Below are 25,373 nucleotides of genomic sequence, written 5' to 3' on the forward strand. Positions count from 1 at the left end.
GCCACGACCCGTGTCGACGTATCTTGCCCTGCACTTTCGCCCCTTTGTCTCCATGCGCTGCGATCTTGCGCGGACCCACTTCATCACACTGCCCCGCCACTTCCGCACCAGCCAGGATCCGCCGAACCGGCTTCCGCTGACGTGCGCCGCTCGGCGGTGACGATGTGCGCCCCGCGGGCTCGGAAGGGTGGGGATGCTGGTGCGCTACGCGGTGGTGGGTCTGTCTTCATTCACGTCGAACTCGCCGGCGAGACGGCGAGGGTTGCCCGTACTGCCTCAGGTGAGGGCGTAGACCACGTACACGGTGGTGCAGGCGATCGCGCCCGCAGCGAGGAACGCGGCGGCCGCTGCGAGGAGGCCATGGCCGCACGCTCCATACCGCGACGGTGGCCCGCCGGTTTCCAATCACGCTGGTCCATGATCACAGCCTGCGGCCAGGGCCCCACTACCGCATGAGTACGTGTACTCAGGTCCTCGAAAGCGGCTAGGCGCTCACACCCTGTCAACACCCGTCATGACCCGGACCATGTCCCGAACGCTGATGTGGCCCGGGCCCCGGCCTACCGGCGTCACGGTGACCCCGCCGCCAGCGCGCTGCTCGGGGACCTCGCAGGCCTCGGTCTCCAGGACGACGACCCGTTGCCCCGGCGCGGCCTGCCCTGAGACACGGGCCGCCTCCCGCTCCGTCGCGGCGAAGAACACCAGCCCCTCCAGCTCCCGCCGCAGCGCAGGCAGACGGCTGGCCACCGGGCAGATCACCCCGTACAGCTCACCGCGCACCGTCACCGGCAACCCCATGGCGAACGCGGGTTCCGTGTCCCTCCCCGTACGGACGGCGGCGACAGGATCCCCGGTCTCCTGGCACACCCACGCTCGGACCGGGCCGCGAAGGCCGGCCTGGCGGGCCTCCAGCTCCCGAATACGCGCCATGTGGTCGGCCTGGTCCTGCTCCCGCCGCCGCTCGGCGGCCGCGGCCCGCTCGGCCGCCCGCCGATGCGCCTCGGACGCCGCCAGCTGCTCGGCCTCCCACTCGAAGTACCGCCGGGCGATCCACCGGAGCACCGGTTCCCCGACCCGAAGCCGGTACGGGCGCACGGTGTTCGCGACCAGGGCCGCCACGAACTGCTCCAGCGCCAGCTCGGCGACGTCCACCCACCGACCGTGTCCACCGCACGGGAGCGCCCCCTGGACGCGTTCGCACAGTGGCCGCTGGACACACCACTCCCGTACGAACCGGGCCGCCCCGGCGACGACCAGGAGCGGGCCGCCGTCCTCGGCCCGGGCCAGTCGGACCGCCGGCACGGCGCCGAGCCACGGCACGGTCTTCCGGTCCGTGAACCAACAGACCTCCACCCCGGCCGCCGAGTACCGGGCGGTGCGCTGCTCGATGTCCTCCACCGTGATGGCGGACACCTGCGCCTCCAGCGCCACCAGGCGGCCGTCCGGCATCGTCGCCAGGACGTCCGCCCGCCAGGACCCGTCCGACGCGAACGCCTCCAGCTCGGCCTTCCCGCCGGCGTCCCGGACGGCCAGGGCCAGGTCCAGCTTCAACAGGTGATGCGCCATCGACTCCCCGGCCGTCGGGCAATGCGGGGCGCCGTCCGCGTGCCGCAAGTACCAGAGATCCCGGCCGCCGTGGGTGACGTGCACCAGGTGTAGCGCCCACCCGCACGCCGGATCACGGCAGACCAGCGGGGCCGGCCCGTCCTTCGGCCGGTGAATCGCGGTCCGGTCCTGGCCGCATCCGAGGTCCGGCAACGTGACGTCGACACGCCCCCACTCGGCGTGGATCCCGACGAACACCATGGGCTACCCCTTCCCCTGGGCGGCCGTCCCCACGACCGCGTGACAGGGCCATGGTTGCGCCGGAATCCACCTCGCGCATCGATGCCCACCCCCGTGTCGGAACCACGGCAACGGCGAAGGCCCGCGACTTCGCCCCCGAGCGCGCCGCCGCCACCGCCAGAACCCGCACCGATCCTCCCCGAAAGCCGGGTACCGGGTTCGGCCGATCCGCCCCGGACCTCGCGGCTACGCGGGGCTCTAGGTTGACGGCGTCAGGCGTCGGCCCGCTGCGGCTGGTCCTGTGGGCGGAACCCCTCGACCCCGGCCGCGACGGGATCCGCGACCGGGGCAACGTACTCGGCGACAGCCCGCCGGCACCACGCAGTCGTGTCCGGGGAGCGGGTCGTCTCGATCTCGGTGTCGAGCTGCGCCCCGGCGATCCGCTCCGCGTCGGCGGGCAGCAGGTGCCGGTACATCAGGTCGTCGATGGCGTGCCGGACCACGGTCCGCTCCAGCCCCTCCGGAAGCGCACGGCGGGCGCTGTGCAGCGCGCGGCAGATCGTGGCCTGCCCGACGCCGAGGAGCTCCCGGTACTCCGCCCCGCCCTGCTCCAGCCGTACGGCGGCTTCCTCGCGGGTCAGCCCGCCGCGGTCGGCGAGCGCAGCCACCAACGCGTTCTCCTGGGCGGCCTGCTCGGCGTCGATCAGCGCGGAGCGCTCCGCGTACTTCGTGTCGGGGAACCGGCCGCACAGCTCCCGGCCCTCCTGCGTCCATTCGTGCAGGTACCCGTCCGGGTGCCGCGGCCCCCAGCTCTCCGCCCACGCGAACGCCCCGCCGTCCCCCACGCCGATCGCGACCGCGATGGCGGACGTCTGCCAGCCCGTACGCCCGCGGGTGCAAGGTGTTCGAGGAGTTCGCCCGGGAGCACGGCGCCCACCCGATGGCCGTGAAGTTCACCCTGGCCGACGGATTCCGGCTCTGACTGGAGACCACGCCTCAGTGGGTGCGGGTCAAGGGCGGCCGGCGGGGAGAGATGGCCCGGACCGGCAAGCCGTACTCGATGCTCCTGGTGCTCTACACCTGCTGCCTGCGCATCGACACCCTGCTCAACGCCCGTGTGGAGGACCTCGGGTACGACAAGGGGCACCGGGTACTGCTGCTGGAGAAGGTCAAGGGAGGCGGCCGGGCGAAGAAGCCGATCCCGCCGGCGGCGTGGGACGCGCTCCAGGAAGGAAGTCGGGCAGGGCGCGGGGGGTGTTGTCGAGCCAGGCGACGTAGCGGGCCATGCCCTCGGCCACCATGATCCGGGGGCTCCCACTCCAGGGCTGCGGTCATGCGGGCCGTGTCGGCCGTCCCGCCGAGCGGGTCGCCCTCGGGAAGCGGCCGGTCCTGGAACTCGGCGTCGAGGTAGTGGTTGCGGATGAGCTGAGCCACGTCGGCGATGGACGTGGCCTGGCCGGTGCCGATGTTGAGGGTCTGCCGGTCGGCGCCGGGGGCGAGCATGGCGCGGATGGTGGCCTCGGCGATGTCTTAGACGTGGACGAAGTCGCGGACCTGCCGACCGCCGCCGTTCAGGTGCAGCGGCAGGCCGAGCTTCGCGCGCATCGCCATCCAGGCGACCACCCAGAAGTGCGAGCCCTCCTTGACGGTCTGGGGCTCGCCTCACGCCTTCGTGTTCGCGTACACCGACAGGGGGGCCAGGGCCAGGTCTTCGTTCCACCTCTGCACGTCGTGGCGCTTGGGGTCGCCGTTGCCGTAGACGGCCGCCGAGGAGACGAACACGAACCGGCGTACGCGGGCGTTGCAGCGGCGGACCGCGTCCAGGAGGACCTGCGTGCCGGTGACGTTGGTCTGGATCGCAGCCACGGGGTTGCGGGTGCAGGCGGCCACGTCGGCGCGCTCGCGCAGCGGCCCCGCTGTCCGGCCTGGCCGCCTGGTGGGGCGGCTTCTTCGAGGGGGTACGGGTGCCGTGCCCGCCGAGGCGGCCCATGCGGTGGCGGACGGTATGACGGATGACCCGACTGGGCCGCCCCCCTGTGATCTGACGCCCTGAGCGCCGGGGCGGCCGTCCACCTCCAAGATCAGCAGACTCGAGACCAGCCAAGGGCGTGCCAAGGCACTGAGGTTGTCCGCAGGGCGGGCCTTGTCGGCCGTGTTCTCGTATTTAGCTGCCGCAACCCGTCATGTAGCAGAACGGGATCAGGCTGGGGTGCGGTTCTGTGCTTTCCGTCCAGGTGGGGCGGGTGATCGCCACGATGTGGAGATCCAGTTTGGTTGAGGCCCGCCGTGACGAGCGATTGGGATCGGGTACATGGCGACCTCCTATGCGAGGCGAGTGGACAGGGAATCAGGTGACCGAAGCTTCGCGTGCGGCGTCCTTCGCCGACGTCCGGGTCCGGGGAAGGACGAGATAGGTCAGGGCCAGGCCGATCAGGCTCAGTACCGCGCCCGCCAGGCCGGTCCACCGCAAAGCACCGGCGGCGACGATCGCGCCGCCGATGACCGAGCCGGCTGCTGCACCGAGGTTGAAGGCGCCCACGTTGACGGAGACCGCCAGGCTCGGCGCGGCACCCGCGTGGTGCAGGATCAGTCCCTGCAACGGGGCGATGGTCGCGGTGGCGAACAGACCGAGTACCAGGACTGCTGCCACGGCGGTGGGCTGCCACACCACGGCGAACGGGACGAGCAGGAGCGTCCCCGCCAACCCGCCGAAGACCCCGCGTACGGTGGCGCTCATCGACTTGTCGGTCAGCTTTCCGGCGGTGAGGTTGCCAAGGAAACTACCCGCGCCGTAGGCGAGCAGCAGACCGGAGACCGCCGCGGCGGAGAAGCCGGAGACCCGGCTCAGCAGCGGGGCGATGTAGGTGAACACTGTGGCGACCCCGGAGAAGCCCACCGCGGTGGTGGCGATGGCGAGCATGACCGGCCGACGCGTCACCACGCGTATCTCGTCACGCAGTCGCGTGGACGGTGCTTCCTGCCGGGGCAGTACGGCGGCCAGGAGCACGGTGCCCACCAGGGACAGAACGGTCAGCGCGGCGAATGGAGCCCGCCATCCGGCGCCCTGCCCGAGCAGTGCACCCAGGGGCACTCCGAGGAGCGTGGCCACGGTGAAGCCGGAGGCCACGGTGGCAATGGCCGAGCCCGTCTTCTCAGCCGGGACCACCCGAGTCGCCGTCACCAGCGCCAGGGCCAGGAAGGCGGCGTGACTCAGCGAGGACACCACGCGGCCCACCAGGAGCAGGCCGAACGACGGCGCCACGGCGCTGATCGCGCTGCCCGCCGCGAACAGCAGCATCAGCCCGATGGCAAGGCCCTTGCGCGGCAGACGCGAGGTCAGCAGGGCCATGAGCGGCCCTCCGACCACGACCCCGAGCGCGTATGCGGTCACTGCTTGTCCGGCGGTTCCCACGGAGACGTCCAGATCCTCGCCGACCTGGGGCAGCAACCCGGCGATCAGGTACTCCGAGGTACCCACGACGAAGACGCTTGCGCACAATGCGGCGAGCGTCGCGAAACCCTTGTTCACCTTCATGCCGCAGACGCTAAAGTCTCACATCGGTATGAGAGTCAAGCCGAACGGGCAAAGCCCGCGCGACCATCAGGAGGTCCATGTGCGCATCGGTGAGCTGTCCCGACGGACCGGCGTGGCCGTGTACTTGTTGCGCTACTACGAGGAGCAGGGTCTGCTCCACCCGCAGCGGCGCCCCAGCGGATACCGGGAATACGTCGAGGAGGACGTTGCCATCGTCCGCCGCATCCGCAGCCTGCTAGCCGCCGGCCTGGGCACCTCTACGATCACCGCGGTCCTGCCGTGCCTGCGTGATACCGGCGACCGTCTCGTCCCCACATGCTCGGACCTGCTTGCCGACCTCCACCAGGAGCGCAACCGCATCGCTCGGGTCATCAGCGACCTTCAGGCTTCGATGGACGCGCTCAACAAAGTCATCGCTGCGGCCCCAGCCGACGTCACTCGCAGGGCACTGGCTTCACTCGACGTGTAAACGAATCGGCTCTCACAAACGGCCCTTTCCCGGAACGGGGCCGCCGGCAGCCCGGGGAGACCTTCCGGCCCCCGGATCGGTTCTCACAACCAGTTCTCACCCAAGACCGGTGGGACCCCGTTCTGAGAACTGCATCGTGAGAAGGTCCGGGGCCATGACGGACCCTCACGCCCCCACCCCGGCCGACGCCGACGACGTCGAGCGCCACCGCTGCCCCCGATGCTCGGCCGAACCCGGCTCGCCGTGCCGCTCGCGCGGCGGCGCGGTCACCGGGACGTACCACACGGGCCGCTTCACCAGGGTGCCCCGGCTCGCGAAGCTCCTACGGGTCCAGATTCCGGCCGATCGGGACCGGGGCAGCCGTGGCGGCCCGGCACCCCGCCACCGGCACCGACCAGCCCGGACGCCCCGGGCGCGGACATCCGCATCGGGTACGCCCGCTGCTCGACCCTGGGCCAGGAACTCGACTCCCAGCTCGACGCGCTCGCCGCGGCCCGCGAGATCAAGGCCCACGCCCCGCACTGCTGGGTCATCTTCACGGTGTACGAGATGAAGCGCCTCGGGCGCTTTACCGATCGTCGATCTGGCCGGATGGACTGTGAACTGCACGGATGCGTCGCGTAGGTGTCCGTGACGCGGCGGGCTCGGTGGCGAGGGCGGCTTCGAGCGTGTCCGCGTGAAGGCACAGGGCCGCGCTGAACGCTTCACTGGCACGGTTGAGCCCGAAGTGCGGGTCCAGTCGAGATACGGGCAATACCGGCCGTGGCTTCCGCGACTACAGCTGAGCTGCGTCAGTCCAGGCAGAACTCGTTGCCCTCGGGGTCGGTCATCACGATGAAGCCGGCACTCATCGGGGGAGCGGGCTCGTCGCGACGTACCCGCTTCGCTCCCAGCGCGACGAGCCGGTCGCACTCGGCCTCCAGTGCCGCCATCCGCTCCTCTCCCTGCAGTCCGGGAGCCGCACGGACGTCGAGGTGGACGCGATTCTTGGCGACCTTGTCCTCCGGCACCTGCTGGAAGAACACTCGTGGGCCGTGCCCGTCCGGGTCCTCGATGGCCGATTTCGCGTTGCGCTGCTCCTCCGGTACGCCGACCCGCGCGAGGAAGTCGTCCCACGCTGCCAGCGGGTCGGCGCCCTCGGGCAGGTCCACCCCGGGCGGGCCGGGGTGGACGTAACCCAGTACGTCGCGCCAGAAGGACGACAGCGCCCGCGGGTCATGGGCGTCGAAGGTGACCTGGATGTGGCGGCTCATCGGGTTGCTCCGTTCGTAGCGGGATTCGTGTGCCGGTAGAGGTCGCGCAGCAGACAGACCTCGGACAGGTGGTGGATCAGCTCGCGGTGGATGTGCAGCACCAGATCGGCCATGGGCGCCTCGGGGAAGGGCTCCTTCTCACCCATCGGGCCCCGGAGCCCGGCGTCGCCGAGGCTGCGCACCCCGGCCAGCCAGATGTCGAGCTGGGTCTCGAGCTGGTCGAGCGCGGTGGCCGCGCTGCCGGCGTACTCCCAGTTCTCGTACGACGCCGCCGACGCGCCGAAGTGCGCCGCGTTGCGCGCGGCGAGCACGCCGACGATGACGTGACCGAGTCGCCAGGCGATCGTGGTGAAGGCCGCCGGGACCGGCTGCGGGACGGCGAAGTCGATCGTGAAGTCCCCGGCACCGACTTGCACGGGCGCCGTCGAGCTGCCGCGCGGCCGCACGCTCCAGGCGTCCGGTACCGGCGACCAGAAGTACTCGTCGTCGGTGAGGCTGTCGAGCCGGGCTCGGAGCTGATGGTTCCAGTGGACCTCCCACTGCTCGCGCAGCGTCCGGTTCCAGTCGAGTTCGTTTGCGTCCATGGAGCCACCCTGGCACCTCTGGCGGACAGGATCGGTCCGCTATTTCTGGCAGGGTGGGCGGCATGGACGGGGCAAGCGGTAACGAGCGGGGTACGACGGAGCGGGTGCTCACCCTGCTCGGGCTGCTGCAGCAGCGCCAGGTCTGGACCGGCCCCGAGCTCGCCGACCGGCTCGGGGTCACGCCGCGCACGGTACGGCGTGATGTCGAGCGGCTGCGCACGCTCGGCTATCCGGTGCATGCCAGCCAGGGTGTCGGCGGCGGCTACCAACTCGGCCCGGGGCAGGACCTGCCGCCGCTGCTTCTCGACGACCAGGAGGCGATCGCCACCGCAGTCTCGCTGCTCGCCGGCGCGGGTGGCGCGGTTGCCGGCGCCGGCGACGCCGCACTCCAGGCGCTGACCAAGCTCGACCAGGTGCTGCCCACCCGGCTTCGGCACGAGGTGCGCGCGCTCTCCGGCTCGGTGGAGTTCTTCGGTGGAGGCCGCACGCCGGTCGATCCCGAGGTGCTCATGACGCTGGCCAGAGCCTGCCGCGACGAGGTCGAGGCAGGCTTCGACTACCCTCCCCCAGACTTCGTCCGGGAGGTGCCTCCAGGGGGCGAGGTGCGACGTCGGCGGGTCGAGCCCTACCGCCTGGTCGCCTCCGACCGGCGCTGGTACCTCCTCGCCTACGACCTCGATCGCGACGACTGGCGCAGCTTCCGCGTCGACCGGATGACCGACGCGTCCGCACGGACCTGGCGCTTCCGCCCGCGCGCGGCGCCCGACGCGGCAACGTACGTGCAGGAGGGTGTGGCGAGTCGGGTCTACCCGCACCAGGCGCGCTTCCTCGTGCACGCGTCGGCCGACACGGTGCGCGCGCAGATTCCGGCGTCGGCGGCCGTCGTACGACGGCGAGGGAGCAAGCTCTGCGAGGTGCTCAGTGGCGCCGCCAGCCTCGACTTCGTGCTCATGCACGTACTCCTGCTGGGGCACGACTTCGAGGTACTCGACCCTCCGGAGCTCGGGAGGCGCTGTCGCGCGCTGGCGGAGAGACTGCTGTCGGCCGGTACAACGATCTCACCGGTGCCGGACATGAGGGAGTCATGAGCCGCGACCACGCCAGTGCCGACTGAGCGCCTCCGCTGCCTCTATGCCGAGCACTCGACCCGATCCTGGGCTTCGCCATACGCCGGCCCGACCAGGCCGACGACGCCGCAGACATCGTCGCGGAGACCTTCCTGGTGGCCTGGCGACGGATCGGGTCGGAGTCGGGCGGTTCGGTCATGAGTGGTCCAGTTCGAGGAGTTGGGCTTCGAAATCGGCGATGCGCTTGTCGGCGAAGCGGAGGTTGGACCGGGCGCCTTCGAGGCGTTCTTGCAGCGTGCGGTGTTCCTGGGTCAGCTGCTGGACGCGGTGCTTGAGACTGGTGTTCTCGGTGACGAGCTGCTGGACGGATTTACCGGGGACCATCTGTTCGACGTCGCGGATCTGGCCCATCAGCTCGCCGATCCACTGCCGCTGCGTGAAGATCACCTTCTGCGCTCGGGTGAGTTCTTCCTCAGCGTTGAGCGCGCGTTCGCGCCAGGACGCTTCGATCCGCTCGTGCTCCTACTGGACTTCGTGGTCGTGGCTGCTGCGGTGGTCGGCGACGGCATGCTGGACGAGGGACCGCGCGTCGGTGTTCTCGTAGAGGAACGTGGCGGAGACCCTGGCCCGTTCGGCGACGGCCCGGACGGCCAACCGGCCTCGCTCTCGACGGAGTTGGCCGATCGCCTTCTCGACTCGGGTGAGCTTGTCCTGGGGTGGACGGGCCAGCCGCTACTGGCACACGCTCAGAGGTCGACTGCCCTGAGTCACTGCGAGAAAACCGCAGTTCAGAAGGCATGCACTTCCCCTCACAGCGACTGATCTGCGGGCCGGCTACCCCTGCGTCTCCCCCGAACTCCGGCGGGCCCTGGAACACGTGGCCTTCCACGATCTCCACCGGCACCTGGGCGAGGAGGCGGCCGCGGAGATTCCGGACGTGACCCGGAACCTCATCGACGAGGCGTCGGCGTACGTCCTGTTCTCCCTGACCCTGCTCGACGTCTTCGGCGAGGGTGACCTGGCCCGCCGCCGCGACGAGGCGGCGTCACGGGGCCCGGAAGGGGACCTGGACCTCCTGGGCCAGGCCCGTCAGGAGCTGGAGGTGTCGCCGTACAGCGCACGGCAGTTGATCGGCTCCATCCGCACGGCGTGGCGGCTCGCGGACGGCCCGGCCGCCGGTCTCCCGCCGACGGTCCCGCCCGCCCGCAGCCCCGACTGCCCCCGCCACCCGCGACCCGCGACCCGCGAACTGAGGCCGTCCGGAGGCCGGGGCGGCCGGGGGGACCGGCCTCGCGGGTAGGGTGTGAGCGCAGCTGGTTCGCACCCGTCAGCCGGACGGGGTGCGTCGTAAGAGGGAACCCGGTGGGAATCCGGGACTGCCCCGCAGCGGTGAGCGGGAACGACCGCCGTCATACGCACTGGGACCGGATCCGGTCCTGGGAAGCGACGGCCAGTAGGTGCCCGCCGGGAGACCGGCAGGCGTGCCCGCGAGTCCGAAGACCTGCCACTGCCCGCATGACGAAGCGTCGTGCGGGGGCCCGGGCACGCCTCCCCGGGACCTTTCTGCCGCGACTCGCGAAGGAGAGTTGACGTGGCCGACCAGACCGTCACCACCGCTGGGTGCGTTGAGCACGACACCGGCTTGCCCTATCTCGACGTCGACATCGAGGTCCCGGGGCTGATCCCCTCGTAGACGACGGGCCGCCCGGCGGGCCCGTGCAACGCCCTGCCCCCAGGCGCCGTGGTGCACCGTGCGGGGACACCGCCTTGCCGTCCCCGCGAGCCGTGGCGCGATGCACCGCGCTCGGCTCCGTGCGCCCGTTCGCTCCCGGGCCCCTGTGCGCCCTGCGCCCTGCGCCCCCCGACGGGGCGTCAAGAACATCCGAACCATCCGCGGTGAGAGGACCACCACCCATGCCCCGCAACCACCCGAAGGCCGTGCTGTCCGCGCTCGCCGTCGCCCTGCTGATATCCGGCTGCGGAGGCGGCACCACGCCCTCCGCCGCCCCCTCGCCGGGCACGACCGCCGAGGGCTTTCCGGTCACGGTCACCAACTGCGGGGTGACGAGCACCTATCGGCGTCCGCCGCAGCGCGCGGTATCGCTGAACCAGCACGCGACCGAGGTGATGCTGGCGCTCGGTCTGGAGAAGTCGATGGTGGGGACGGGCTATCTCGACGACAAGATCCTCCCCGAGTACCAGGCCGCCTACGACGGCGTGAAGGTGCTCTCGAAGGAGTACCCGTCCTTCGAGGCACTCCTGGAGGCCGAGCCCGACTTCGTCTACGGCGGGTGGTCCTCCACCTTCGACGAGAAGGAGGGACGCAGCCGGGCCGCCTTCACCAAGGCCGGGATCAACACCCGCCTCAACACCGAGGAGTGCCCCACCGGCCCGGTGGACGTGGCCGCCATGGACGAGGAGATCCGCACGGTCGCCAAGATCTTCGGCGTGCCCGAGCGGGCCGAGGAGCGGCTGGGGAAGCTGCACGCCACCCTCGACAAGGTCGAGACCGGGCTCGCCGGCGTCACCCCCGTCAAGCTCTTCGTGTACGACAGCGGCGACAAGACGGCCTTCACCGCGGGCGGCAAGGGCATCGGCAACGAGATGATCCGGCGGGCCGGCGGGGTGAACCTCTTCGCCGACCTGGACAAGGCCTTCGGCGACGTCTCGTTCGAGCAGGTGGCGCAGCGCGCCCCCGAGGCCATCGTCATCTACGACTACGGCGACCAGTCCGTCGAGGACAAGAAGAAGTTCCTGCTCGCCCATCCGGCGCTGAAGGACGTGCCCGCGATCAAGAACCAGCGGTTCGCGGTCCTGCCGCTGTCCTCCACGGTGGTCGGCGTGCGGGTGCCGGCGGCCGTCGAGTCGCTGGCGCGTCAGCTCCACCCGGGCCTCGTCCAGTGACCGGGGCGAAGGCCCCGGCACCTGTGGGGGCCGGCCTGCGCGAGGAGGCCCGGCCAGGCCTCCGCGAGGAAGGCCGGCCCGGCCCCGCGCGGCGCCCCGGGATCCCGTACGCCGTCGTGCTGGCCCTCCTGGGCGCGCTGGTGGCCGGCGCCGCCACCGCCGGCATCGCGGCCGGCTCGATCAGCGTCCCGGCCGACCAGGTGTGGGGCATCCTGCTGCACCGCGTGCACCCGTCCCTCGCCGAGCCGACGTGGACCCCGGTGCGCGAGACGATCGTCATGGACGTCCGCCTGCCCCGGGTGCTGCTGGCCGGGGTGGTCGGCGCGGGTCTGTCGGTGGCCGGCATGGCACTGCAGGCACTGGTCCGCAACCCGCTGGCCGATCCGATGCTGCTGGGCGTGTCCTCGGGCGCGTCGGTCGGCGCGGTGCTCGTCCTCGTCCTGAACCTGACGGTGTTCGGGCTGTTCACCCTGCCGATGGCCGCGTTCTGCGGGGCCCTGGCCGCCCTGGTCGCCGTCTACTTCCTGGCCCGCTCCGGCGGCCGGATGACGACGGTACGGCTGGTCCTGGCGGGTGTGGCCACGGCCGAGGTGCTGTCGGCGCTGGCCAGCTTCCTGATCGTCACCTCGAACGATCCGCACAAGACGCAGTCCGCGCTGCGCTGGATGCTCGGCGGTCTGGCCGGCACCACCTGGACGACGGTGTGGATCCCGGTCGGTGCGGTCCTGCTCGGGACGGCCGTCCTCCTCGGTGTCTGCCGTCCGCTCAACCTCCTGCTGGCCGGCGAGGAGGCCGCTGCGGCCCTCGGTCTGGACGTGCACCGGTTCCGCGGCGCCCTGTTCACGCTGGTGGCCCTGATGATCGGCACGATCGTCGCGGTCAGCGGGCAGATCGGCTTCGTCGGCCTGATCATGCCGCACGTGGTGCGGCTGCTCGTGGGCGCCGACCACCGCCGCGCGCTGCCCGCCGCGGCGCTCCTGGGTGCGGCGTTCCTCATCTCCGCCGATCTGGCCGCGCGCACCCTCATGAGCCCGGAAGAGATACCGGTGGGCATCCTCACCGCCCTCGTCGGCGGCCCCTTCTTCCTCTGGCTGATGCGACGGAAGGCCGCCCGGTGACCCACCGACCGACCGGAGAGCCCGGATCCCTGCGCGCCGAGGACGTCAGCGTCGTGGTGAACGGCAAGGCGCTGGTCCACGAGGCGTCCCTGCACGTGGCACCCGGCGAGATCGTGGGCCTCGTCGGCCCCAACGGCGCCGGCAAGTCCACCCTGCTGCGCACCTTCTACCGGGCGGTGCGGCCCACCTCGGGCCGGGTCCTCCTCGACGGCGAGGACGTCTGGCGGATGCCGGGCAAACGCCTCGCCCAGCAGCTCGCGGCCGTACTGCAGGAGACGTCCGGGGACTTCGAACTGACCGTGTACGACGTGGTGGCGATGGGCCGCACCCCGCACAAGCGGGCCTTCGCCGGCGATGACGCGGACGACCGCGACATCATCACCCGGTCCCTGGCGGAGCTGCGCGTCGACTCCCTCGCGCACGCGCCGTTCGACCGGCTGTCGGGCGGGGAGAAGCAGCGGGTCCTGATCGCCCGCGCGCTCGCCCAGCGCACGGGGACCATGGTGCTGGACGAACCGACCAACCACCTGGACCTGCGGCACCAGCTGGACGCCCTGCGGCTCGTGCGAAGGCTCGGCGTCACCGCCGTCGTCGCGCTGCACGACCTGAACCTCGCCGCGGCGTTCTGCGACCGGATCTGCGTGATGACGGGCGGCCGCGTCGTCGCCACCGGCACGCCCGCGGAGGTGCTGACGGCGCCTCTGCTGTCCGAGGTGTACGAGGTCGAGGCCGAGGTCATCGAGCATCCGCGCACCGGGGTGCCGTTCGTCAGCGTCCTGCCAGGCCACGAAGGGCCGGCCGACGGGGCGCCGGAGGGAGGCGAGCCGGCCGTTCGCCGGGACTGATCGGTACGCCGCTCACGCGACCCTCGCGGCCGTGCGGGCAACGGGGTGCAGGGCCGCGTACTCCAGCGGCGCCGACGGGTCGATCGAGACGTCGAGCTGCGCCGGGGCCGAGCCCGCCCGCACCAGGAGGTCGCCGACGGCGGCGATCATCGCCCCGTTGTCGGTGCACAGGGTCAGCGGAGGCACCCGCAGTTCGACGCCGGCCGCCGCGCACCGCTCCTCCGCCAGCGCGCGCACCCGCGAGTTGGCGGCGACCCCGCCCACCACGACGAGCGTCCGCACTCCGTACTCCCGGCAGGCGGCCAGGGCCTTGCGGGTGAGCACGTCCGCCACGGCCTCCTGGAGGGAGGCGGCGCCGTCGGCCAGCGGGATCTCCTCGCCGCGCAGGCGGTGCTGCTCGGCCCAGCGCGCGGCGGCGGTCTTCAGCCCGGAGAAGGAGAAGGCGTACGGGGCGTCTCCCTGACGCGTGAGCGGGCGCGGGAACGCCACCGCGCAGCCGTTGCCGCCGCGGGCGGCCCGGTCGATGGCCGGCCCGCCCGGATAGGGCAGGCCGAAGACCCGGGCCACCTTGTCGAAGCACTCCCCGGCCGCGTCGTCCACCGTGTCGCCGAGGTGCAGGATCGGATCGCGTACGAGGTCCCGTACGAAGAGCAGCGAGGTGTGCCCGCCCGACACGATCAGCACCATGCACGGGTTCGGGAGCGGCCCGTGCTCCAGGGTGTCGGCGGCGACGTGTCCGGCCAGGTGGTGCACTCCGTACAGCGGCACGCCGGCCGCGTAGGCCAGGGTCTTGGCACCGGCCAGCCCGACCTGCAGCGCACCCGAGAGTCCCGGTCCGGTGGTGACCGCGACCGCGTCGATGTCGGAGATCCGCAGCCCCGCCTGGTCCAGGGCCTCCCGTACGACGGGGTTGAAGGCGTGGAGGTGGGCGCGGGCGGCGATCTCCGGCACCACCCCGCCGAACCGCGCGTGTTCGTCCATGCTCGACGCCACCACGTGCGCGAGCAGCCGGCCGTCGGACACGATCCCGGCACCGGTCTCGTCACACGACGACTCGATGCCCAGCACCACAGGAGAGCCCACCAGAACCTCTTTCGCGCGCATTCAGTAGTTGCAAATTTCTCGCAATAAGGTACGCCGCCGGAAGGGGTTCGACGCCAACGGGTGTCGGCGGGAACTCGCACCGCACCGCGCACGACTACCTCTCCGGCGGCTCCCGCACGGATGACCGCGACGGGCACAGCGCCGTACACGTACCCAGGATCTGGAGAGCCGATGACCGGAAGGCAACCCGAGTCCCGCCCCCGCCCCGCCTGGCCCCGTTGGGCGCCGCCGCCGGCCCTGGCCGGGTTCGTCGTGCTCCTGACGGCCGTGTTCGCCCTCTCCTACGGGGTGGGATCGGCCGCCGGGCCGGTCGCTCCCGGCCTGCACCGGACCGGCACCGATGGGGGATCCGGCGGCGGTATGGGCGGCATGGGCGGTACGCATCCGGGGAGCGGGCGGTGACCGCGGACGCGGTGGGCTCCACCCTGACCACGACCGATCTGACCGTCGGCGGTATGACGTGCGCGGCCTGCGTGAACCGGGTGGAGAAGCGGCTGGCGCGGCTCGACGGGGTGACCGCGACGGTCAACCTCGCGACCGGGAAGGCGCGGGTGAGCCATCCGCCCGCCGTGACGGTCCAGGACCTGGTCGCGGCGGTGGAGCGCGCGGGGTACACCGCCGAGCCGCCCCCGGCGCCCGTACCGCCCGAGGACTCCGCGCCTGCGGAGCAGACCGCTGACGGCGAAGGCAAAGGCGAAGGCGAAGCCGGTGAGGGCGAGGGTGAGGGCGAACGCCTGGAGCGCGAACGGCTGTTGATCACCGTGCTGCTCTGCCTCCCGGTCCTCGTGCTGTCGATGGTGCCCGCCCTGCAGTTCCGCAACTGGCAGTGGCTGTGCCTCACTCTCGCCGCTCCGGTCGTCGTGTGGAGTGCCCTGCCCTTCCACCTGCGGGCGGTACGCGGGCTGCGGCATGCGGCGGCCACCATGGACACGCTGGTCTCCCTCGGGGTCGCCGCCTCGTTCTCCTGGTCCCTGTACGCGCTGTTCCTCGGCGGCGCCGGCGATCCGGACATGCGGATGCCGTTCACCTTCCTCCCCTCGGCGGGAGGGGAGGTCGCGCACGTCTACCTGGAAGCCGCCGTCGGCGTTCCCCTGTTCGTCCTGGCCGGCCGCCATCTGGAGGCGCGGGCCCGGCGCGGCACCGGCGCGGCCCTGCGCTCGCTGGCCGGGCTCGCCGTCAAGGACGTGACCGTACGGGAGGACGGCACGGAGCGGCGGATCCCCGTGGAACAGCTGCGCGTGGGGCAGGAGTTCCTCGTGCGGCCCGGCGAACGGGTCGCCACCGACGGTGTGGTGGTCACCGGCAGCTCCGCCCTGGACCTGTCCCTGGTCACCGGTGAGAGCGATCCCGTGGAGGTGGGGCCCGACCGGAAGGTGGTGGGCGCCGCCGTCAACGCCGGCGGTCTGCTCCTCGTACGGGCCACCGCGGTCGGCGCGGACACCCAGCTCGCCCGGATCACCCGCATGGTCACCGAGGCCCAGGCCGGCAAGGCGCGGGCCCAGCGGCTGGCCGACCGGGTGGCCGGGGTCTTCGTGCCGGTGATCCTGACCCTGGCGGTCACGGTGCTCGGTTTCTGGCTCGGAGCCGGGGCGGACGCGCAGGCGGCCGTGACCGCGGCGGTGGCGGTCCTCGTCGTCGCCTGCCCGTGCGCACTGGGGCTGGCGACCCCCACCGCGCTGCTGGCCGCGACCGGCCGGGGCGCGCAGCTGGGCGTGCTGGTCAGCGGTCCGCAGGCGCTGGAGGCCCTGCGGCACGTGGACACCGTGGTCCTGGACAAGACGGGCACCCTCACCACCGGCCACATGAGCGTCGTCCAGGTCACCGCGGTCAGCGGCGGCATCGGGCGCGAGGCGGTCCTGCGCCTGGCCGGGGCCGTGGAGCAGGGCTCGGAGCATCCGCTGGGCCGTGCCCTCGCCGCGTACGCGCAGCGCGCACAGCCCGGGGGCACGCTGCCCCCGGTCACCGGTTTCCTGGCCACTCCGGGGGCCGGCGTCACGGGGTTCGTGGAGGGGCGGCGCGTCGACGTGGTCTCCCCCGACGACGGCCTGCCGAAGTCGCTGGCGCAGGCGCTGGCCCAGGCGGAGGCGTCCGTGCTCACGCCCGTCCTGGTCCGGGTGGACGGCTTCGACGAGGCCCTGATCGCCCTCGGGGACGTCCTGCGGCCCGGGAGCTACCGGGCCGTGGACCGGTTGCGCCGGCTCGGCGTGGAACCGGTGCTGGCCACGGGTGACCGCGATGCCACGGCTCGTACGGTCGCCGCGCAGCTCGGCATCTCGGCGGTCCATGCCCGCTGCACTCCGGAGGGCAAGGCCGAACTGGTGACCGGCCTGAAGGAGGAGGGACGCCGGGTGGCGGTGATCGGCGACGGGGTGAACGACGCCGCCGCCCTGGCCCGCGCCGATCTCGGCATCGCCATGGGCAGCGGTACGGACGTGGCGATCGGAGCGGCCGACGTGACGCTGGTGCGCGGTGACATCGAGGCGGTGGCGGACGCCGTCCGGCTGGCCCGTCGCACCCTGGGGACGATCCGGGCCAACCTCGTCTGGGCGTTCGGCTACAACGCGGTCACCGTGCCGCTCGCCGCGGTCGGCTGGCTCAACCCGATGGTCGCCGCGGCCGCGATGTCCGCCAGTTCGGTGCTGGTGGTCGGCAACAGCCTGCGGCTGCGGGCCTGGCAGCCCTCGCCGAAGCGCCACGGCGGCGTGGCGGCACCCCGTTCCGGCCGAAAGGACTTCCAGTGATGACCGGTCCCCTTCCCCCCACGTCGTCGGCCGAGGCGGGGCCCGGCAACCGCCGGCTGCGCGAGGGGCTGATCTCCGTGCTCGCACCGGTGACGGCCTGTCTGACGGCCCTGGTCGGGCTGACCGCGTGGACCACGGCGGGCGCGGCGGGCACTCCGGCCCGCATCGAGGTCGGCATCGGGCGGGTCTTCCTGCCGTACGCCGACAGGGAGCGCACCGCCGCGTTCTTCCGGATCACGAACACCGGCGGGTCCGGGGACCAGTTGGTCTCCGTGACCTCTCCCGTCGTGGAGGCGGTGATGCTGAGTCGGCACACGAGTGCCGCGGGAGGGGATTCCATGCGCATGGCCTCCTCGACGGAGATCCCCGCCGGGTCGACGCTGCAGATGACCCCGAGCACGCTGGACGTGATGATGACGGTCAAGGGCCGCTGGCATGTGGGGGACGCCGTGCCGTTCGTCCTGCACTTCCGCAACAGCGGGCCCGTCGAGGCCGTGGCGTTCGTCGTGCGGCCCGGCAGCTGAACCGCTTTCCGTCACCGCTCTCCGTCACCGGTCCCTTCCGGTCTCGTGCGATCTTTCCGTCTTTGGGAACCCGGAGCCCGCGCCGTCCGACTACTGCGGCGTAAGGGGCGGACACCGCGGCGAAGTCATCCTGCCGCGGAGGATCGAGGGACGAGTGATGGGCGGGCTGGACGTCCACATGCGCGAGGTGGCCTGCCGGCACGGCCGGGTGGAGGCCGTCGCCGAGGTGGACCTGGAGATCGCGGCCGGAGAGCGGGTGGCCCTGACCGGAACGAACGGTTCGGGCAAGACGACGCTGCTGCGTGCCGTGCTCGGCCTCCACCGGCAGGTGTCGGGCTCGATCACGGTCGGCGGACGCGGCACCGGTTCGGCCGCGGAGTGGGCCTGGCGGCGCCGGGCGTGCGCCTGGATCCCGCAGAAGCCGGCCGCCGGGCGCTTCCCGCTGCTCGGCGGCGAGCTGCTGGCGAGCAGCGGAGCTCCGGGGGAGGCGGCCGAAGCCGCGGACCGGCTCGGGGTGGGTCCGCTGACCGGGCGGCCCCTGCACACCCTCTCCGGAGGGCAGTTGCAGCGCATGTACCTGGCCCGGGCGATCGGCTGTGTCGCCGCCGGGGCACAGGTGCTCCTGGCCGACGAGCCCACCGCCGCCCTCGACTTCGACGGCCAGGAGGAAGCGGCGGACGTCCTCACCTCCCTGCCGGTGACCCTCGTCGTGGTGACGCACGACCGTACGCTGGCGAAGCGCTGCGACCGGGTACTGGAGATGGCCGCGGGCCGGCTGCGGGAGGTCCGGTGACACTCGCCACCGCCGACCTGGGCGAACTCCTGCAGCTCCTGCCCGTGCAACGGGCGGGCGTCGCCCTGCTGCTGGCCGCGGTCGGACTGCCCGTGATCGGGGTGGTCATCGTCGGGCTCGACATCATGCCGGTGCGGTTCGCGATGATGCACGTCGCGTTGCTCGGCATCGCGGTCGGTCTGCTCACCGGCCTCGACCCCATGCTGTGCGCGCTGGTGGCCTGCGCCCTGGCCGGCGCGGGCGTCGCCCCGCTCGCCCGTACCCCGGACGGGCTGTCCGGGGCGATGGGGCTGCTGATGAGCCTGGCCATCGCGGCGGCCCTCCTCCTGCTCGCCGTATCGGGCGTCAACGCCTCCGGCGCGTTCGCCCTGCTCTGGGGCTCGATCCTGTCGGTGGGCACCGCCGATCTCGTGGTCCTCGGGGTGCTCGCCGTCGTGGTCCCCGGCCTGTTCTGGTGGCGGCGCCGCGAGATCGGCCTGCTCCTCTACGACCGCGAGCTCGCCCAGTGCTCCGGCGTCCCCGTGCGGGCGCTGACGGCGGCCCTCCTGGTGCTCGTCGCCATCGCGGTCGCCGGGGCCATCAAGCTCACCGGCGCCCTGCTCGTCGACGCGCTGACCCTGCTCCCCGCCCTCGCGGCCCGCCGCCTCGGCAGTTCGCTGCGGTCGATCACCCTGTGGGCGGTCGGCATCGGCGTCGTCGTCAACCTGACGGGGTTCCTGCTGGCCCTGTGGCTGGACTGGCCGCCCGGCCCGGTCCTCGTCCTGACGGCGGGGGCGCTCGTCCTCGCCGTGCATTTCATACCCGAACGGAGAATCAGCTCATGGCGCGCACCGGCGTCCGTATCTCTTCCTTCCTCGCACTGAGCGCGGCAGTCCTCCTCACGGCCGGTTGCGGAGGCGACGGCGACACCGGCACCAGCGCCGCCGCCGACGGCCCGGCGAAGGCCGGCGCCCCGGCCGGCAAGAACAAGCCCGTGGTGGTCGTGACCACCACCTGGGAGGGCGCGTTCGCCAAGGCCGCGGGGGCCGAGGACGTCAAGGTCATCGTCCCGCAGTCCGTGCACCACGCCCCCGACTACGACCCGAAGCCCTCGGACCTCGCCGCCGTCGCCAAGGCCGACTTCGTGCTCTACGCGCCGTTCGAGCCGTACGCCGCGAAGATCAAGGAGGCCGCCGGCTCCAAGGCCAAGCTGGTCGAGGTCAACCTCGACAACGACCCCGACAAGGTCAAGGCCGAGGTCGACAAGCTGGGCGCCCTCTTCGGCACGGCGGACGCCGCCACGCAGTGGAAGACCGGCTTCGACACCGAGTACGCGAAGCTGAACAAGGAGGTCCAGGCGGCCTGGCCCGGCGGCAAGAGCCCCTCGGTGGTCACCCAGGTGTTCACCGCCTGGGCCGCGAAGCTCTCGGGCGCCACCCCCGTGGGGACGTTCGGGCCCGAGGCCGTCACCCCGGCGCAGCTCGCCGAGCTCTCCGCGAAGAAGCCGGCGCTCGTCCTGGACAACGCCCACATGTCCACCGGCACGGTCCTGCCCGACTCCGGAGCCAAGCAGGTCAAGATCGTCAACTATCCGGGTGAGGACCTCGACCTGCTGCCGGTCTACCGCAACGCGGCGGGCGAGCTGAAGAAGGCCATGGGCGCCTCGTGACCGTGCGCCGCACGGCGTGACGACGAAGGGAGGGCACGCGCGGGGCGCGTGCCCTCCCTTTCTTTCCGGGGCTTTCCTGCCGGGGGCGGAGCCCGGCCGGCGCGGCGCCGGCCGGGCCCCGCCCTCTCATCCGGCCTGGGCGAGCGGGAAGGTGTCGGTCCCCAACTGCGGGACGCCGCCGGGCGCCGGCCGCGGGATGGTGCCGGTCTCCGGCTGCGGACGGATGTCGGTCAGGCGCGCGCGCAGGGCGCCCCGGTCGGGCTTGCCCGCCGGGGTCAGCGGGAGTTCGGCGACGACCAGGAGCCGCTCGGGGAACTTGCGCTGCTCGAGCCCGCACTCCGTGAGGTGCGCGCAGAGCTCCTTCAGGGAGGGGGCGTGCGCCGTGCGGGGCACGACGCAGGCCGCCAGCCGCTCCCCCATCACCGCGTCCGGAACGCCCACGCACACCACGTCGCGCACCGACGGGTGGGAGGACAGCCGGCGTTCGACCTCGGCGGGGCTGATGTTGGCGCCGCCGCGGATGACGATGTCCTTGAGCCGGCCGACGATGTGGAGGGTGCCCTCCTCGTCGAGGAAGCCGAGGTCTCCGGTACGGACCCAGCCGTCGGGGGTGCGGTAGCGGGCGTCGAGGTCCGGGGAGGCGACGTAGCACAGCGGGGTCATCGGGCCGCGCGCGATGATCTCCCCGACGCTGCCCTCCGGCAGCGGCTCGTGGGTTTCGGTGTCGGCGATGCGGATGTCGGCGACCCGGGGGTCGGGGCGCCCGGCCACGACCCCCTGGCCGTCGGCGGGCGGGGTCTCGTTGGCCAGTCCGGTGTGGCAATTGACGCCGTCGGCCGAGCCGTAGAGGTTGACGACCGGGCAGCCGAACGCGCGGGCGGCGTCCTTGGCCGTGCGCTCGTCGAGGGCGGATCCGCCCAGGACGAGGGCGGTGGGGGCGGGCAGTGCGCCGCCTCCGCCCTCGCCTTCGCCTTCACCTTCGAGCCGGTCCAGCATCATCCGGACCATCGTCGGTACGCCGAGGATGTGCGTGGGCGCGTGCTCCCGCACCGCCGCGAGGGCCGCTTCGGGGGTGAAGTGGTCGAGGAGGACCAGCGTGCCGCCGTGCCGGGCCAGGGTGACGGCCGTGCCGTTCGAGCCGAAGGCGGAGCCCAGCGGCACCAGGAACAGGCAGCGCGGAGCGGTCCCGTCGGGCATCAGGGAGGCGAGGAAGTTTCCGCGGCCGCCGGCGAGGGCGTTGTGCGAGTACGCGACCATCTTCGGCTCGGCCTCGGAGCCGGAGGAGACCAGGATGCGGGCCGCACTGTCCGGGTCGGGCCGGGCCGGTACGAAGGCGCTCGCGTCGGAGCGAAGCAGGGCGGAGAAGGCGACCGTGCCCTCGGGGACCGTCCCGGGCCCGGCGGCGATCACGTGCCGGAGGGCGGGCAGGGCCGGCGCCAGGGTGTGCAGGTCGGCGGCGTGCCGGCTGCCGCGGTGGTCGATCGCGGCGATGACGGCGACGGCCTCGGCGCGGCGCAGCAGGCATTCCGCCTCCAGGCTGCCGCGGCCGACGGGGAAGGGCAGGGCCACCGCGCCGAGGGCGGCCAGGGCCAGGTCGGCGATGACGGCGTTCCGGTGGTTGGGGAGCTGGACGCCGACCACGTCGCCCGGTCGTATGCCGAGGTCCCGCAGGCCGGTGGCCAGAGCGCGCACCTTGCGGTCCAGTGCGGTGTAACAGAGGGGGCCCTTGGCGTCGATGACGGCGGTGGCGTGCAGGTCGGCGATCTGCCGGGCCCGGAAGAGGCTGTAGAGGTCGAGGTCGGGGCAGGTGCCGTCGACCACCCAGGAGCGGCGGAGGTCGGCGGGCAGCAGGTCGTGCAATTCGACGGTCATCCGAAGCTCCAGGGGTCGGGAACGGCAGGGGCGCCGTGCGCGTCGCGGCTGATCGAGCCGGTGAAGCGCCGGTCGTGGTGCAGGTCGGCCAGTTCGGTGGTGACGGCGGTGGCCGTCAGGCCGTGCTCCCTCAGCTGCTTGAGGGCGTCCTCGGTGGGCAGGTCGCGCAGGTCGTACGCTGCCGCGGCGGCGGCGCCCTCGTCGGTCGGGGCGATCCAGCCGTCGGCCGTGGGCAGGGGGCGCCGGAAGCCGGCCGGCCGCCGGGGGTCCTCGCCCCGGACCGCGCGTCGCAGGGCGGGTGCGGTGAGCGTGTCGGCGGCGCCGAGCAGGGAGGAGTCCACCCGTACGCCGTGGCCGGTGCGTTCGCGCAGCAGGAGTCCGGCGAGGACCGCCTCGGTGCCGTGCAGTCCGCCGAGGACGTCGAGCAGGGTCATCAGCGAGGGGGCCGGGGCCTCGTCCTGCGGGCGGACGGCCTCGCCGACCGCGGTGCGGGCCTGGACCATGAAGTCGGTGCCCATGGGGGCGTCGTCGAGCCGGTCGGCCCAGCCGCTGGTGTACGCGTAGACGAGGGCGGGGTTCACCGCCGCGAGGTCGTCGTGGTCCAGGCCGAGTTCGGCGGCCTTGCCCGGGGCCCAGTTGTGGAGGAAGACGTCGGCCTCCGCGGCCATCTCGCGCAGCCTGCGCCGGTCTCCGTCCGCCTTGATGTCGATCTCCACCGCCTGCTTGCCCCGGTTGAGGGCGAGCCAGCGCGCGGAGATGCCGGAGCATGCGGGCGGCATGCCGCGCAGCGGGTCCCCGCCCGGCGGCTCGATCCGGATCACCTCGGCGCCGAGCAGGCCCAACAGGTGGGCGGCGAGCGGGGCCTGGATGCGGCGGCCGGCCTCCAGCACGGTCAGTCCGGCCAGCGGCCGGCTCGCGCCGGGCCCGTCGCCGGGCCCGGCCGCCGTTGTCGGACGGCCGGCTTCCGGTCCGAGGAGCCGGAGCGCCCAGGGGGCGGCGCCGTCGTCCTCCAGTGCCCTTTCCGCCAGGGTGCGCAGGACGCAGACCTCGGCGCCGGAGAGGGCGGCAGCCCGCCGGATGCCCGTCATGGGGACGGTCCGGGTGACCTCGTGGAGGGCCGGCGGGAACGGCGCGCAGGCGGTGGCGTACCGGAACTGGAAGGGCCGCCAGCCTGCCCGGATCGCGTCGGCGGGTGCCTCAAGTGCCCGCCAGAAGGCGGCCCAGGCTCCCGGGTCGAGGGTCTCCAGTTCGAAGAGGACTCCTTCGGCGGAGCGGAAGGGCGGTCCGCCGGCGGCGAGTTCGGCGGCTTCGCCCTCGTCGGCTCCGGCCGCGGCGAGGTACTGGGACACCGTCAGCAGGCCCGCCCGGTCCGCGCGGGTGGTGACCTGGGTGGCGGCTCCGCCCCGGGCCTGGCCTATCAGGCCGGCGAGCAGCCCCTGCACGGTCAGGACGGCGGTGGCCGTGGCCGTGTAGTCGGCGGCCAGTCCGCGCGGGGAGCCGTCCCGGCGGCCGTGCACGGCCATGATGCCGGTGGCGGCCTGGACGGTCGCCTCGTCGACGAGGCCGCTCGCGGGACCTGCCCACGTGGCGGCCGCCCGCGTCGGTGCGAAGCCGCCGCCGGTCAGCGTGATGCGGTCCGGCGGGGCCTGGCCGGAGTGGTCCCCGGTCGCGCCGAGCATGCGCAGGTGGTCGGCGACGACGTCCGTGATCTGCGGGGGCCCCGAGGTGTCGAAGCGCAGTGTGTCGAGCGGCCGGACCGTCTGCGTGGTGGCTGGTGACGCCATGCCTCTCCTCTCCCGGCGCGGCGGTGGCCGTCGCCCGGTTCGTGCGATACGCGGGAACCGGGGCGCGTTCGCAGCCGACCAGTTCCACGGACAGACAGTCGGACAACCGTTCCCACGAGTTCCCGGGAATGAGGAGGAAAACAGTGATAGATCCAGGCACGGCCACCCGACACGAGCTCCGAGGAGCCGAGTTGAAGGCCCGGGTCGGCGCGTTCGTCCGCGGCCGGGTGATCCCCCGGGAGGGCGTGCTGGACGCGGGCGGCCCGGCGGCGGCCGAAGCGCTCACCGAGCTGAGGGGGCGGGCCCGGGAGGAAGGGCTCTGGGCGCTCCCCCTCCCGGCCGAACTGGGCGGCGGCGGAATCCCCTTCGCCGCGTACGCCGCGCTGGCCGAGGCCGAGGGTTCCAGTGACCACGGTCCCGCCGCGCTCGGCTCCGCTCCCCTGCTCGACGTCACCATGCTGGCCCGGCACGGCACGCCCCGGGTCCGCGAGGAGTACCTGGAACGGCTGGTCTCCGGGGAGATGCGCACCTGCTACGCGATGACCGAGCCGGACGTGCCGGGCACCGACCCGTTCTCGACCGCCACCGGCGCCGAGCGCCTGGCGGACGGCAGCTGGCGCGTCACCGGCCGCAAGTGGTTCACCTCCGGCGCCGCGGGCGCCGACCTGGTGACCGTCCTGGCCCGCACCGGCGGAGTGGCCGGGGACCGCGAAGGGCTCTCCCTGTTCCTGGTGCCCACCTCCTCCCCCGGCTTCCGCGTGGTGCGCGAGCTCCCGGTGCTCGGTGCGGCGGGTCAGTACGAGATCGCACTCGACCGGGTCCGCGTGCCCGCCGACCACCTCCTCGGCGAGCCCGGCAACGCCCTCGCCATCGCGGGTGAGCGGCTGCTGCTCGGCCGTACGCTGCGCTGTCTGCGCTGGCTGGGCCAGGCCCAGCGCGCCTTCGACCTCATGTGCGAACGGGCCGCCACCCGCAGCGGATCCCGCGGGCCCCTCGCCGACCACCAGCTGGTCCAGCAGCACGTCTTCGACGCCCTGCTCGCGCTGCGCACCACCCGTCCCCTCGTCCACGAGGCGGTGGCCCTGATCGCGTCCGGGCAGGACGCCCGTACGGAGGTGGGGCTGGCCAAGGTCGCCGCCGCCCGCATGCTCCAGCAGGTCACCGACTCGGCCATCCAGGTCCACGGCGCCGCCGGGCTCGGCCCGGACACCCCCCTGCCCGCTCTCTTCCGTACGGGGCGCGCCGCCCGCATCCTCGACGGCCCCGACGAGCTCCACATCACCTCCGTGGCCCGCCGCGTCCTGCGCGAACACGGCGCGGGGCGGGCTGGACGCGGGTGATGCGGGA

At 72.9% G+C, this 25,373-nt stretch carries 25 protein-coding genes, 1 pseudogene and 1 riboswitch; of the genes and pseudogenes, 14 read left to right on the forward strand and 12 right to left on the reverse strand.

The genetic code is table 11. From position 1 onward, the window contains the following. Positions 1-492: 492 nt before the first annotated feature. The 4 genes from ACIPYQ_RS29270 to ACIPYQ_RS29285 form a co-directional block, all read right to left on the reverse strand. Positions 493-1,806: a competence protein CoiA family protein gene (locus ACIPYQ_RS29270; protein ID WP_401256741.1), complete on the reverse strand. Its 1,314-nt coding sequence runs from the start codon at positions 1,804-1,806 to the stop codon at positions 493-495. Positions 1,807-2,057: 251 nt separating this feature from the next. After that, positions 2,058-2,630 carry a hypothetical protein gene (locus ACIPYQ_RS29275; protein WP_401256742.1) on the reverse strand — a complete coding sequence of 191 codons (573 nt, stop codon included), beginning with the start codon at positions 2,628-2,630 and terminating at the stop codon, positions 2,058-2,060. A gap of 229 nt (positions 2,631-2,859) precedes the next feature. Continuing rightward, on the reverse strand, positions 2,860-3,288 hold the full coding sequence (locus tag ACIPYQ_RS29280; protein WP_401256744.1) for a hypothetical protein: 429 nt from the start codon (positions 3,286-3,288) through the stop codon (positions 2,860-2,862). Positions 3,289-3,447: 159 nt separating this feature from the next. Further along, positions 3,448-3,651, reverse strand: coding sequence for a GDP-mannose 4,6-dehydratase (locus tag ACIPYQ_RS29285; protein ID WP_401256746.1), 204 nt, complete (start codon positions 3,649-3,651; stop codon positions 3,448-3,450). A gap of 53 nt (positions 3,652-3,704) precedes the next feature. Between ACIPYQ_RS29285 and ACIPYQ_RS29290 the strand changes: the two are divergent. Beyond that, positions 3,705-3,794 (forward strand): annotated as a pseudogene (locus tag ACIPYQ_RS29290) (glycosyltransferase family 2 protein); the annotation flags it as partial. Positions 3,795-4,132: 338 nt separating this feature from the next. Here ACIPYQ_RS29290 and ACIPYQ_RS29295 read toward each other — a convergent pair. Further along, positions 4,133-5,320, reverse strand: coding sequence for an MFS transporter (locus tag ACIPYQ_RS29295; protein ID WP_401256748.1), 1,188 nt, complete (start codon positions 5,318-5,320; stop codon positions 4,133-4,135). A gap of 79 nt (positions 5,321-5,399) precedes the next feature. On the opposite strand from ACIPYQ_RS29295, the gene ACIPYQ_RS29300 reads away from it, so the two are divergent. Beyond that, positions 5,400-5,789: a MerR family transcriptional regulator gene (locus ACIPYQ_RS29300; protein ID WP_401257074.1), complete on the forward strand. Its 390-nt coding sequence runs from the start codon at positions 5,400-5,402 to the stop codon at positions 5,787-5,789. Between the two features lie 791 nt (positions 5,790-6,580). Here ACIPYQ_RS29300 and ACIPYQ_RS29305 read toward each other — a convergent pair. Both ACIPYQ_RS29305 and ACIPYQ_RS29310 read right to left on the reverse strand, forming a co-directional pair. Beyond that, positions 6,581-7,042 (reverse strand): VOC family protein, encoded by a 462-nt coding sequence (locus ACIPYQ_RS29305; RefSeq protein ID WP_401256749.1) that lies wholly within the window; start codon positions 7,040-7,042, stop codon positions 6,581-6,583. Continuing rightward, positions 7,039-7,626 carry a DinB family protein gene (locus ACIPYQ_RS29310; RefSeq protein WP_401256751.1) on the reverse strand — a complete coding sequence of 196 codons (588 nt, stop codon included), beginning with the start codon at positions 7,624-7,626 and terminating at the stop codon, positions 7,039-7,041. The genes ACIPYQ_RS29305 and ACIPYQ_RS29310 overlap by 4 nt, the downstream gene beginning before the upstream one ends. Before the next feature lie 62 nt (positions 7,627-7,688). On the opposite strand from ACIPYQ_RS29310, the gene ACIPYQ_RS29315 reads away from it, so the two are divergent. Continuing rightward, positions 7,689-8,714 carry a helix-turn-helix transcriptional regulator gene (locus ACIPYQ_RS29315; protein WP_401256753.1) on the forward strand — a complete coding sequence of 342 codons (1,026 nt, stop codon included), beginning with the start codon at positions 7,689-7,691 and terminating at the stop codon, positions 8,712-8,714. A gap of 174 nt (positions 8,715-8,888) precedes the next feature. Here ACIPYQ_RS29315 and ACIPYQ_RS29320 read toward each other — a convergent pair whose 3' ends face one another. Both ACIPYQ_RS29320 and ACIPYQ_RS29325 read right to left on the reverse strand, forming a co-directional pair. Then, the gene (locus tag ACIPYQ_RS29320; protein ID WP_401256755.1) at positions 8,889-9,140 is read right to left on the reverse strand and encodes a hypothetical protein; all 252 of its coding nucleotides are present in this window, start codon (positions 9,138-9,140) and stop codon (positions 8,889-8,891) included. Positions 9,141-9,215: 75 nt separating this feature from the next. Next, a complete protein-coding gene (locus tag ACIPYQ_RS29325; protein ID WP_401257076.1) occupies positions 9,216-9,422 on the reverse strand; it encodes a DUF6262 family protein in 207 nt (68 codons plus the stop codon). Between the two features lie 148 nt (positions 9,423-9,570). On the opposite strand from ACIPYQ_RS29325, the gene ACIPYQ_RS29330 reads away from it, so the two are divergent. The 4 genes from ACIPYQ_RS29330 to ACIPYQ_RS29345 all read left to right on the forward strand — a co-directional run bounded on the left by ACIPYQ_RS29330 (position 9,571) and on the right by ACIPYQ_RS29345 (position 13,560). Then, positions 9,571-9,993, forward strand: a complete 423-nt coding sequence (locus tag ACIPYQ_RS29330; protein WP_401256757.1) for a hypothetical protein — start codon at positions 9,571-9,573, stop codon at positions 9,991-9,993. Further along, positions 9,991-10,217: riboswitch (cobalamin riboswitch) on the forward strand. Its footprint overlaps the gene before it by 3 nt. 390 nt (positions 10,218-10,607) lie before the next feature. Then, entirely contained in the window at positions 10,608-11,597 is a 990-nt protein-coding gene (locus tag ACIPYQ_RS29335; protein ID WP_401256759.1) for an ABC transporter substrate-binding protein, read from the forward strand. A gap of 101 nt (positions 11,598-11,698) precedes the next feature. After that, positions 11,699-12,715: a FecCD family ABC transporter permease gene (locus ACIPYQ_RS29340; RefSeq protein ID WP_401257078.1), complete on the forward strand. Its 1,017-nt coding sequence runs from the start codon at positions 11,699-11,701 to the stop codon at positions 12,713-12,715. Beyond that, positions 12,685-13,560 (forward strand): ABC transporter ATP-binding protein, encoded by an 876-nt coding sequence (locus ACIPYQ_RS29345; RefSeq protein ID WP_401257079.1) that lies wholly within the window; start codon positions 12,685-12,687, stop codon positions 13,558-13,560. The genes ACIPYQ_RS29340 and ACIPYQ_RS29345 overlap by 31 nt, the downstream gene beginning before the upstream one ends. Before the next feature lie 12 nt (positions 13,561-13,572). Here ACIPYQ_RS29345 and tsaD read toward each other — a convergent pair whose 3' ends face one another. Then, positions 13,573-14,631: a tRNA (adenosine(37)-N6)-threonylcarbamoyltransferase complex transferase subunit TsaD gene (gene tsaD / locus ACIPYQ_RS29350; protein WP_401257081.1), complete on the reverse strand. Its 1,059-nt coding sequence runs from the start codon at positions 14,629-14,631 to the stop codon at positions 13,573-13,575. A gap of 204 nt (positions 14,632-14,835) precedes the next feature. On the opposite strand from tsaD, the gene ACIPYQ_RS29355 reads away from it, so the two are divergent. The 6 genes from ACIPYQ_RS29355 to ACIPYQ_RS29380 all read left to right on the forward strand — a co-directional run bounded on the left by ACIPYQ_RS29355 (position 14,836) and on the right by ACIPYQ_RS29380 (position 20,370). Next, entirely contained in the window at positions 14,836-15,066 is a 231-nt protein-coding gene (locus tag ACIPYQ_RS29355; RefSeq protein WP_361770700.1) for a hypothetical protein, read from the forward strand. A 53-nt stretch (positions 15,067-15,119) separates the two neighbouring features. Continuing rightward, complete coding sequence (locus ACIPYQ_RS29360; RefSeq protein ID WP_401257083.1) at positions 15,120-17,405, forward strand: heavy metal translocating P-type ATPase; 2,286 nt, start codon at positions 15,120-15,122, stop codon at positions 17,403-17,405. Next, positions 17,405-17,929 (forward strand): copper chaperone PCu(A)C, encoded by a 525-nt coding sequence (locus ACIPYQ_RS29365; RefSeq protein WP_401256760.1) that lies wholly within the window; start codon positions 17,405-17,407, stop codon positions 17,927-17,929. Before ACIPYQ_RS29360 ends, ACIPYQ_RS29365 begins: the two co-directional genes overlap by 1 nt. Before the next feature lie 157 nt (positions 17,930-18,086). Further along, positions 18,087-18,722 carry an ABC transporter ATP-binding protein gene (locus ACIPYQ_RS29370; RefSeq protein ID WP_361770706.1) on the forward strand — a complete coding sequence of 212 codons (636 nt, stop codon included), beginning with the start codon at positions 18,087-18,089 and terminating at the stop codon, positions 18,720-18,722. Further along, a complete protein-coding gene (locus ACIPYQ_RS29375) occupies positions 18,719-19,585 on the forward strand; it encodes a metal ABC transporter permease (RefSeq protein ID WP_401256762.1) in 867 nt (288 codons plus the stop codon). Before ACIPYQ_RS29370 ends, ACIPYQ_RS29375 begins: the two co-directional genes overlap by 4 nt. Further along, a complete protein-coding gene (locus ACIPYQ_RS29380) occupies positions 19,543-20,370 on the forward strand; it encodes a metal ABC transporter solute-binding protein, Zn/Mn family (protein ID WP_401256764.1) in 828 nt (275 codons plus the stop codon). The genes ACIPYQ_RS29375 and ACIPYQ_RS29380 overlap by 43 nt, the downstream gene beginning before the upstream one ends. A gap of 126 nt (positions 20,371-20,496) precedes the next feature. Here the strand turns inward: ACIPYQ_RS29380 and ACIPYQ_RS29385 are convergent, their stop codons facing one another. Together ACIPYQ_RS29385 and ACIPYQ_RS29390 are read right to left on the reverse strand one after the other, a co-directional pair. Continuing rightward, a complete protein-coding gene (locus tag ACIPYQ_RS29385; RefSeq protein ID WP_401256766.1) occupies positions 20,497-22,242 on the reverse strand; it encodes a class I adenylate-forming enzyme family protein in 1,746 nt (581 codons plus the stop codon). Further along, positions 22,239-24,026: a CoA transferase gene (locus ACIPYQ_RS29390; protein WP_401256768.1), complete on the reverse strand. Its 1,788-nt coding sequence runs from the start codon at positions 24,024-24,026 to the stop codon at positions 22,239-22,241. Before ACIPYQ_RS29390 ends, ACIPYQ_RS29385 begins: the two co-directional genes overlap by 4 nt. 128 nt (positions 24,027-24,154) lie before the next feature. On the opposite strand from ACIPYQ_RS29390, the gene ACIPYQ_RS29395 reads away from it, so the two are divergent. Continuing rightward, positions 24,155-25,366 (forward strand): acyl-CoA dehydrogenase family protein, encoded by a 1,212-nt coding sequence (locus tag ACIPYQ_RS29395; RefSeq protein WP_401256770.1) that lies wholly within the window; start codon positions 24,155-24,157, stop codon positions 25,364-25,366. Positions 25,367-25,373: the final 7 nt, after the last annotated feature.

It is taken from the genome of Streptomyces sp. NPDC090045, assembly GCF_044747975.1.
Lineage (GTDB): Bacteria > Actinomycetota > Actinomycetes > Streptomycetales > Streptomycetaceae > Streptomyces.

What these genes read in the sequence shown, in the direction of transcription:
- ACIPYQ_RS29270 (WP_401256741.1), bottom strand. Translation starts at nt 1,806, where the DNA reads ATGGTGTTCGTCGGGATCCACGCCGAGTGGGGGCGTGTCGACGTCACG.
- ACIPYQ_RS29280 (WP_401256744.1), bottom strand. Translation starts at nt 3,288, where the DNA reads ATGCTCGCCCCCGGCGCCGACCGGCAGACCCTCAACATCGGCACCGGC.
- ACIPYQ_RS29295 (WP_401256748.1), bottom strand. Translation starts at nt 5,320, where the DNA reads ATGAAGGTGAACAAGGGTTTCGCGACGCTCGCCGCATTGTGCGCAAGC.
- ACIPYQ_RS29305 (WP_401256749.1), bottom strand. Translation starts at nt 7,042, where the DNA reads ATGAGCCGCCACATCCAGGTCACCTTCGACGCCCATGACCCGCGGGCG.
- ACIPYQ_RS29310 (WP_401256751.1), bottom strand. Translation starts at nt 7,626, where the DNA reads ATGGACGCAAACGAACTCGACTGGAACCGGACGCTGCGCGAGCAGTGG.
- ACIPYQ_RS29315 (WP_401256753.1), top strand. Translation starts at nt 7,689, where the DNA reads ATGGACGGGGCAAGCGGTAACGAGCGGGGTACGACGGAGCGGGTGCTC.
- ACIPYQ_RS29335 (WP_401256759.1), top strand. Translation starts at nt 10,608, where the DNA reads ATGCCCCGCAACCACCCGAAGGCCGTGCTGTCCGCGCTCGCCGTCGCC.
- ACIPYQ_RS29355 (WP_361770700.1), top strand. Translation starts at nt 14,836, where the DNA reads ATGACCGGAAGGCAACCCGAGTCCCGCCCCCGCCCCGCCTGGCCCCGT.
- ACIPYQ_RS29360 (WP_401257083.1), top strand. Translation starts at nt 15,120, where the DNA reads ATGACGTGCGCGGCCTGCGTGAACCGGGTGGAGAAGCGGCTGGCGCGG.
- ACIPYQ_RS29365 (WP_401256760.1), top strand. Translation starts at nt 17,405, where the DNA reads ATGACCGGTCCCCTTCCCCCCACGTCGTCGGCCGAGGCGGGGCCCGGC.
- ACIPYQ_RS29370 (WP_361770706.1), top strand. Translation starts at nt 18,087, where the DNA reads ATGGGCGGGCTGGACGTCCACATGCGCGAGGTGGCCTGCCGGCACGGC.
- ACIPYQ_RS29380 (WP_401256764.1), top strand. Translation starts at nt 19,543, where the DNA reads ATGGCGCGCACCGGCGTCCGTATCTCTTCCTTCCTCGCACTGAGCGCG.
- ACIPYQ_RS29385 (WP_401256766.1), bottom strand. Translation starts at nt 22,242, where the DNA reads ATGACCGTCGAATTGCACGACCTGCTGCCCGCCGACCTCCGCCGCTCC.
- ACIPYQ_RS29390 (WP_401256768.1), bottom strand. Translation starts at nt 24,026, where the DNA reads ATGGCGTCACCAGCCACCACGCAGACGGTCCGGCCGCTCGACACACTG.
- ACIPYQ_RS29395 (WP_401256770.1), top strand. Translation starts at nt 24,155, where the DNA reads ATGAGGAGGAAAACAGTGATAGATCCAGGCACGGCCACCCGACACGAG.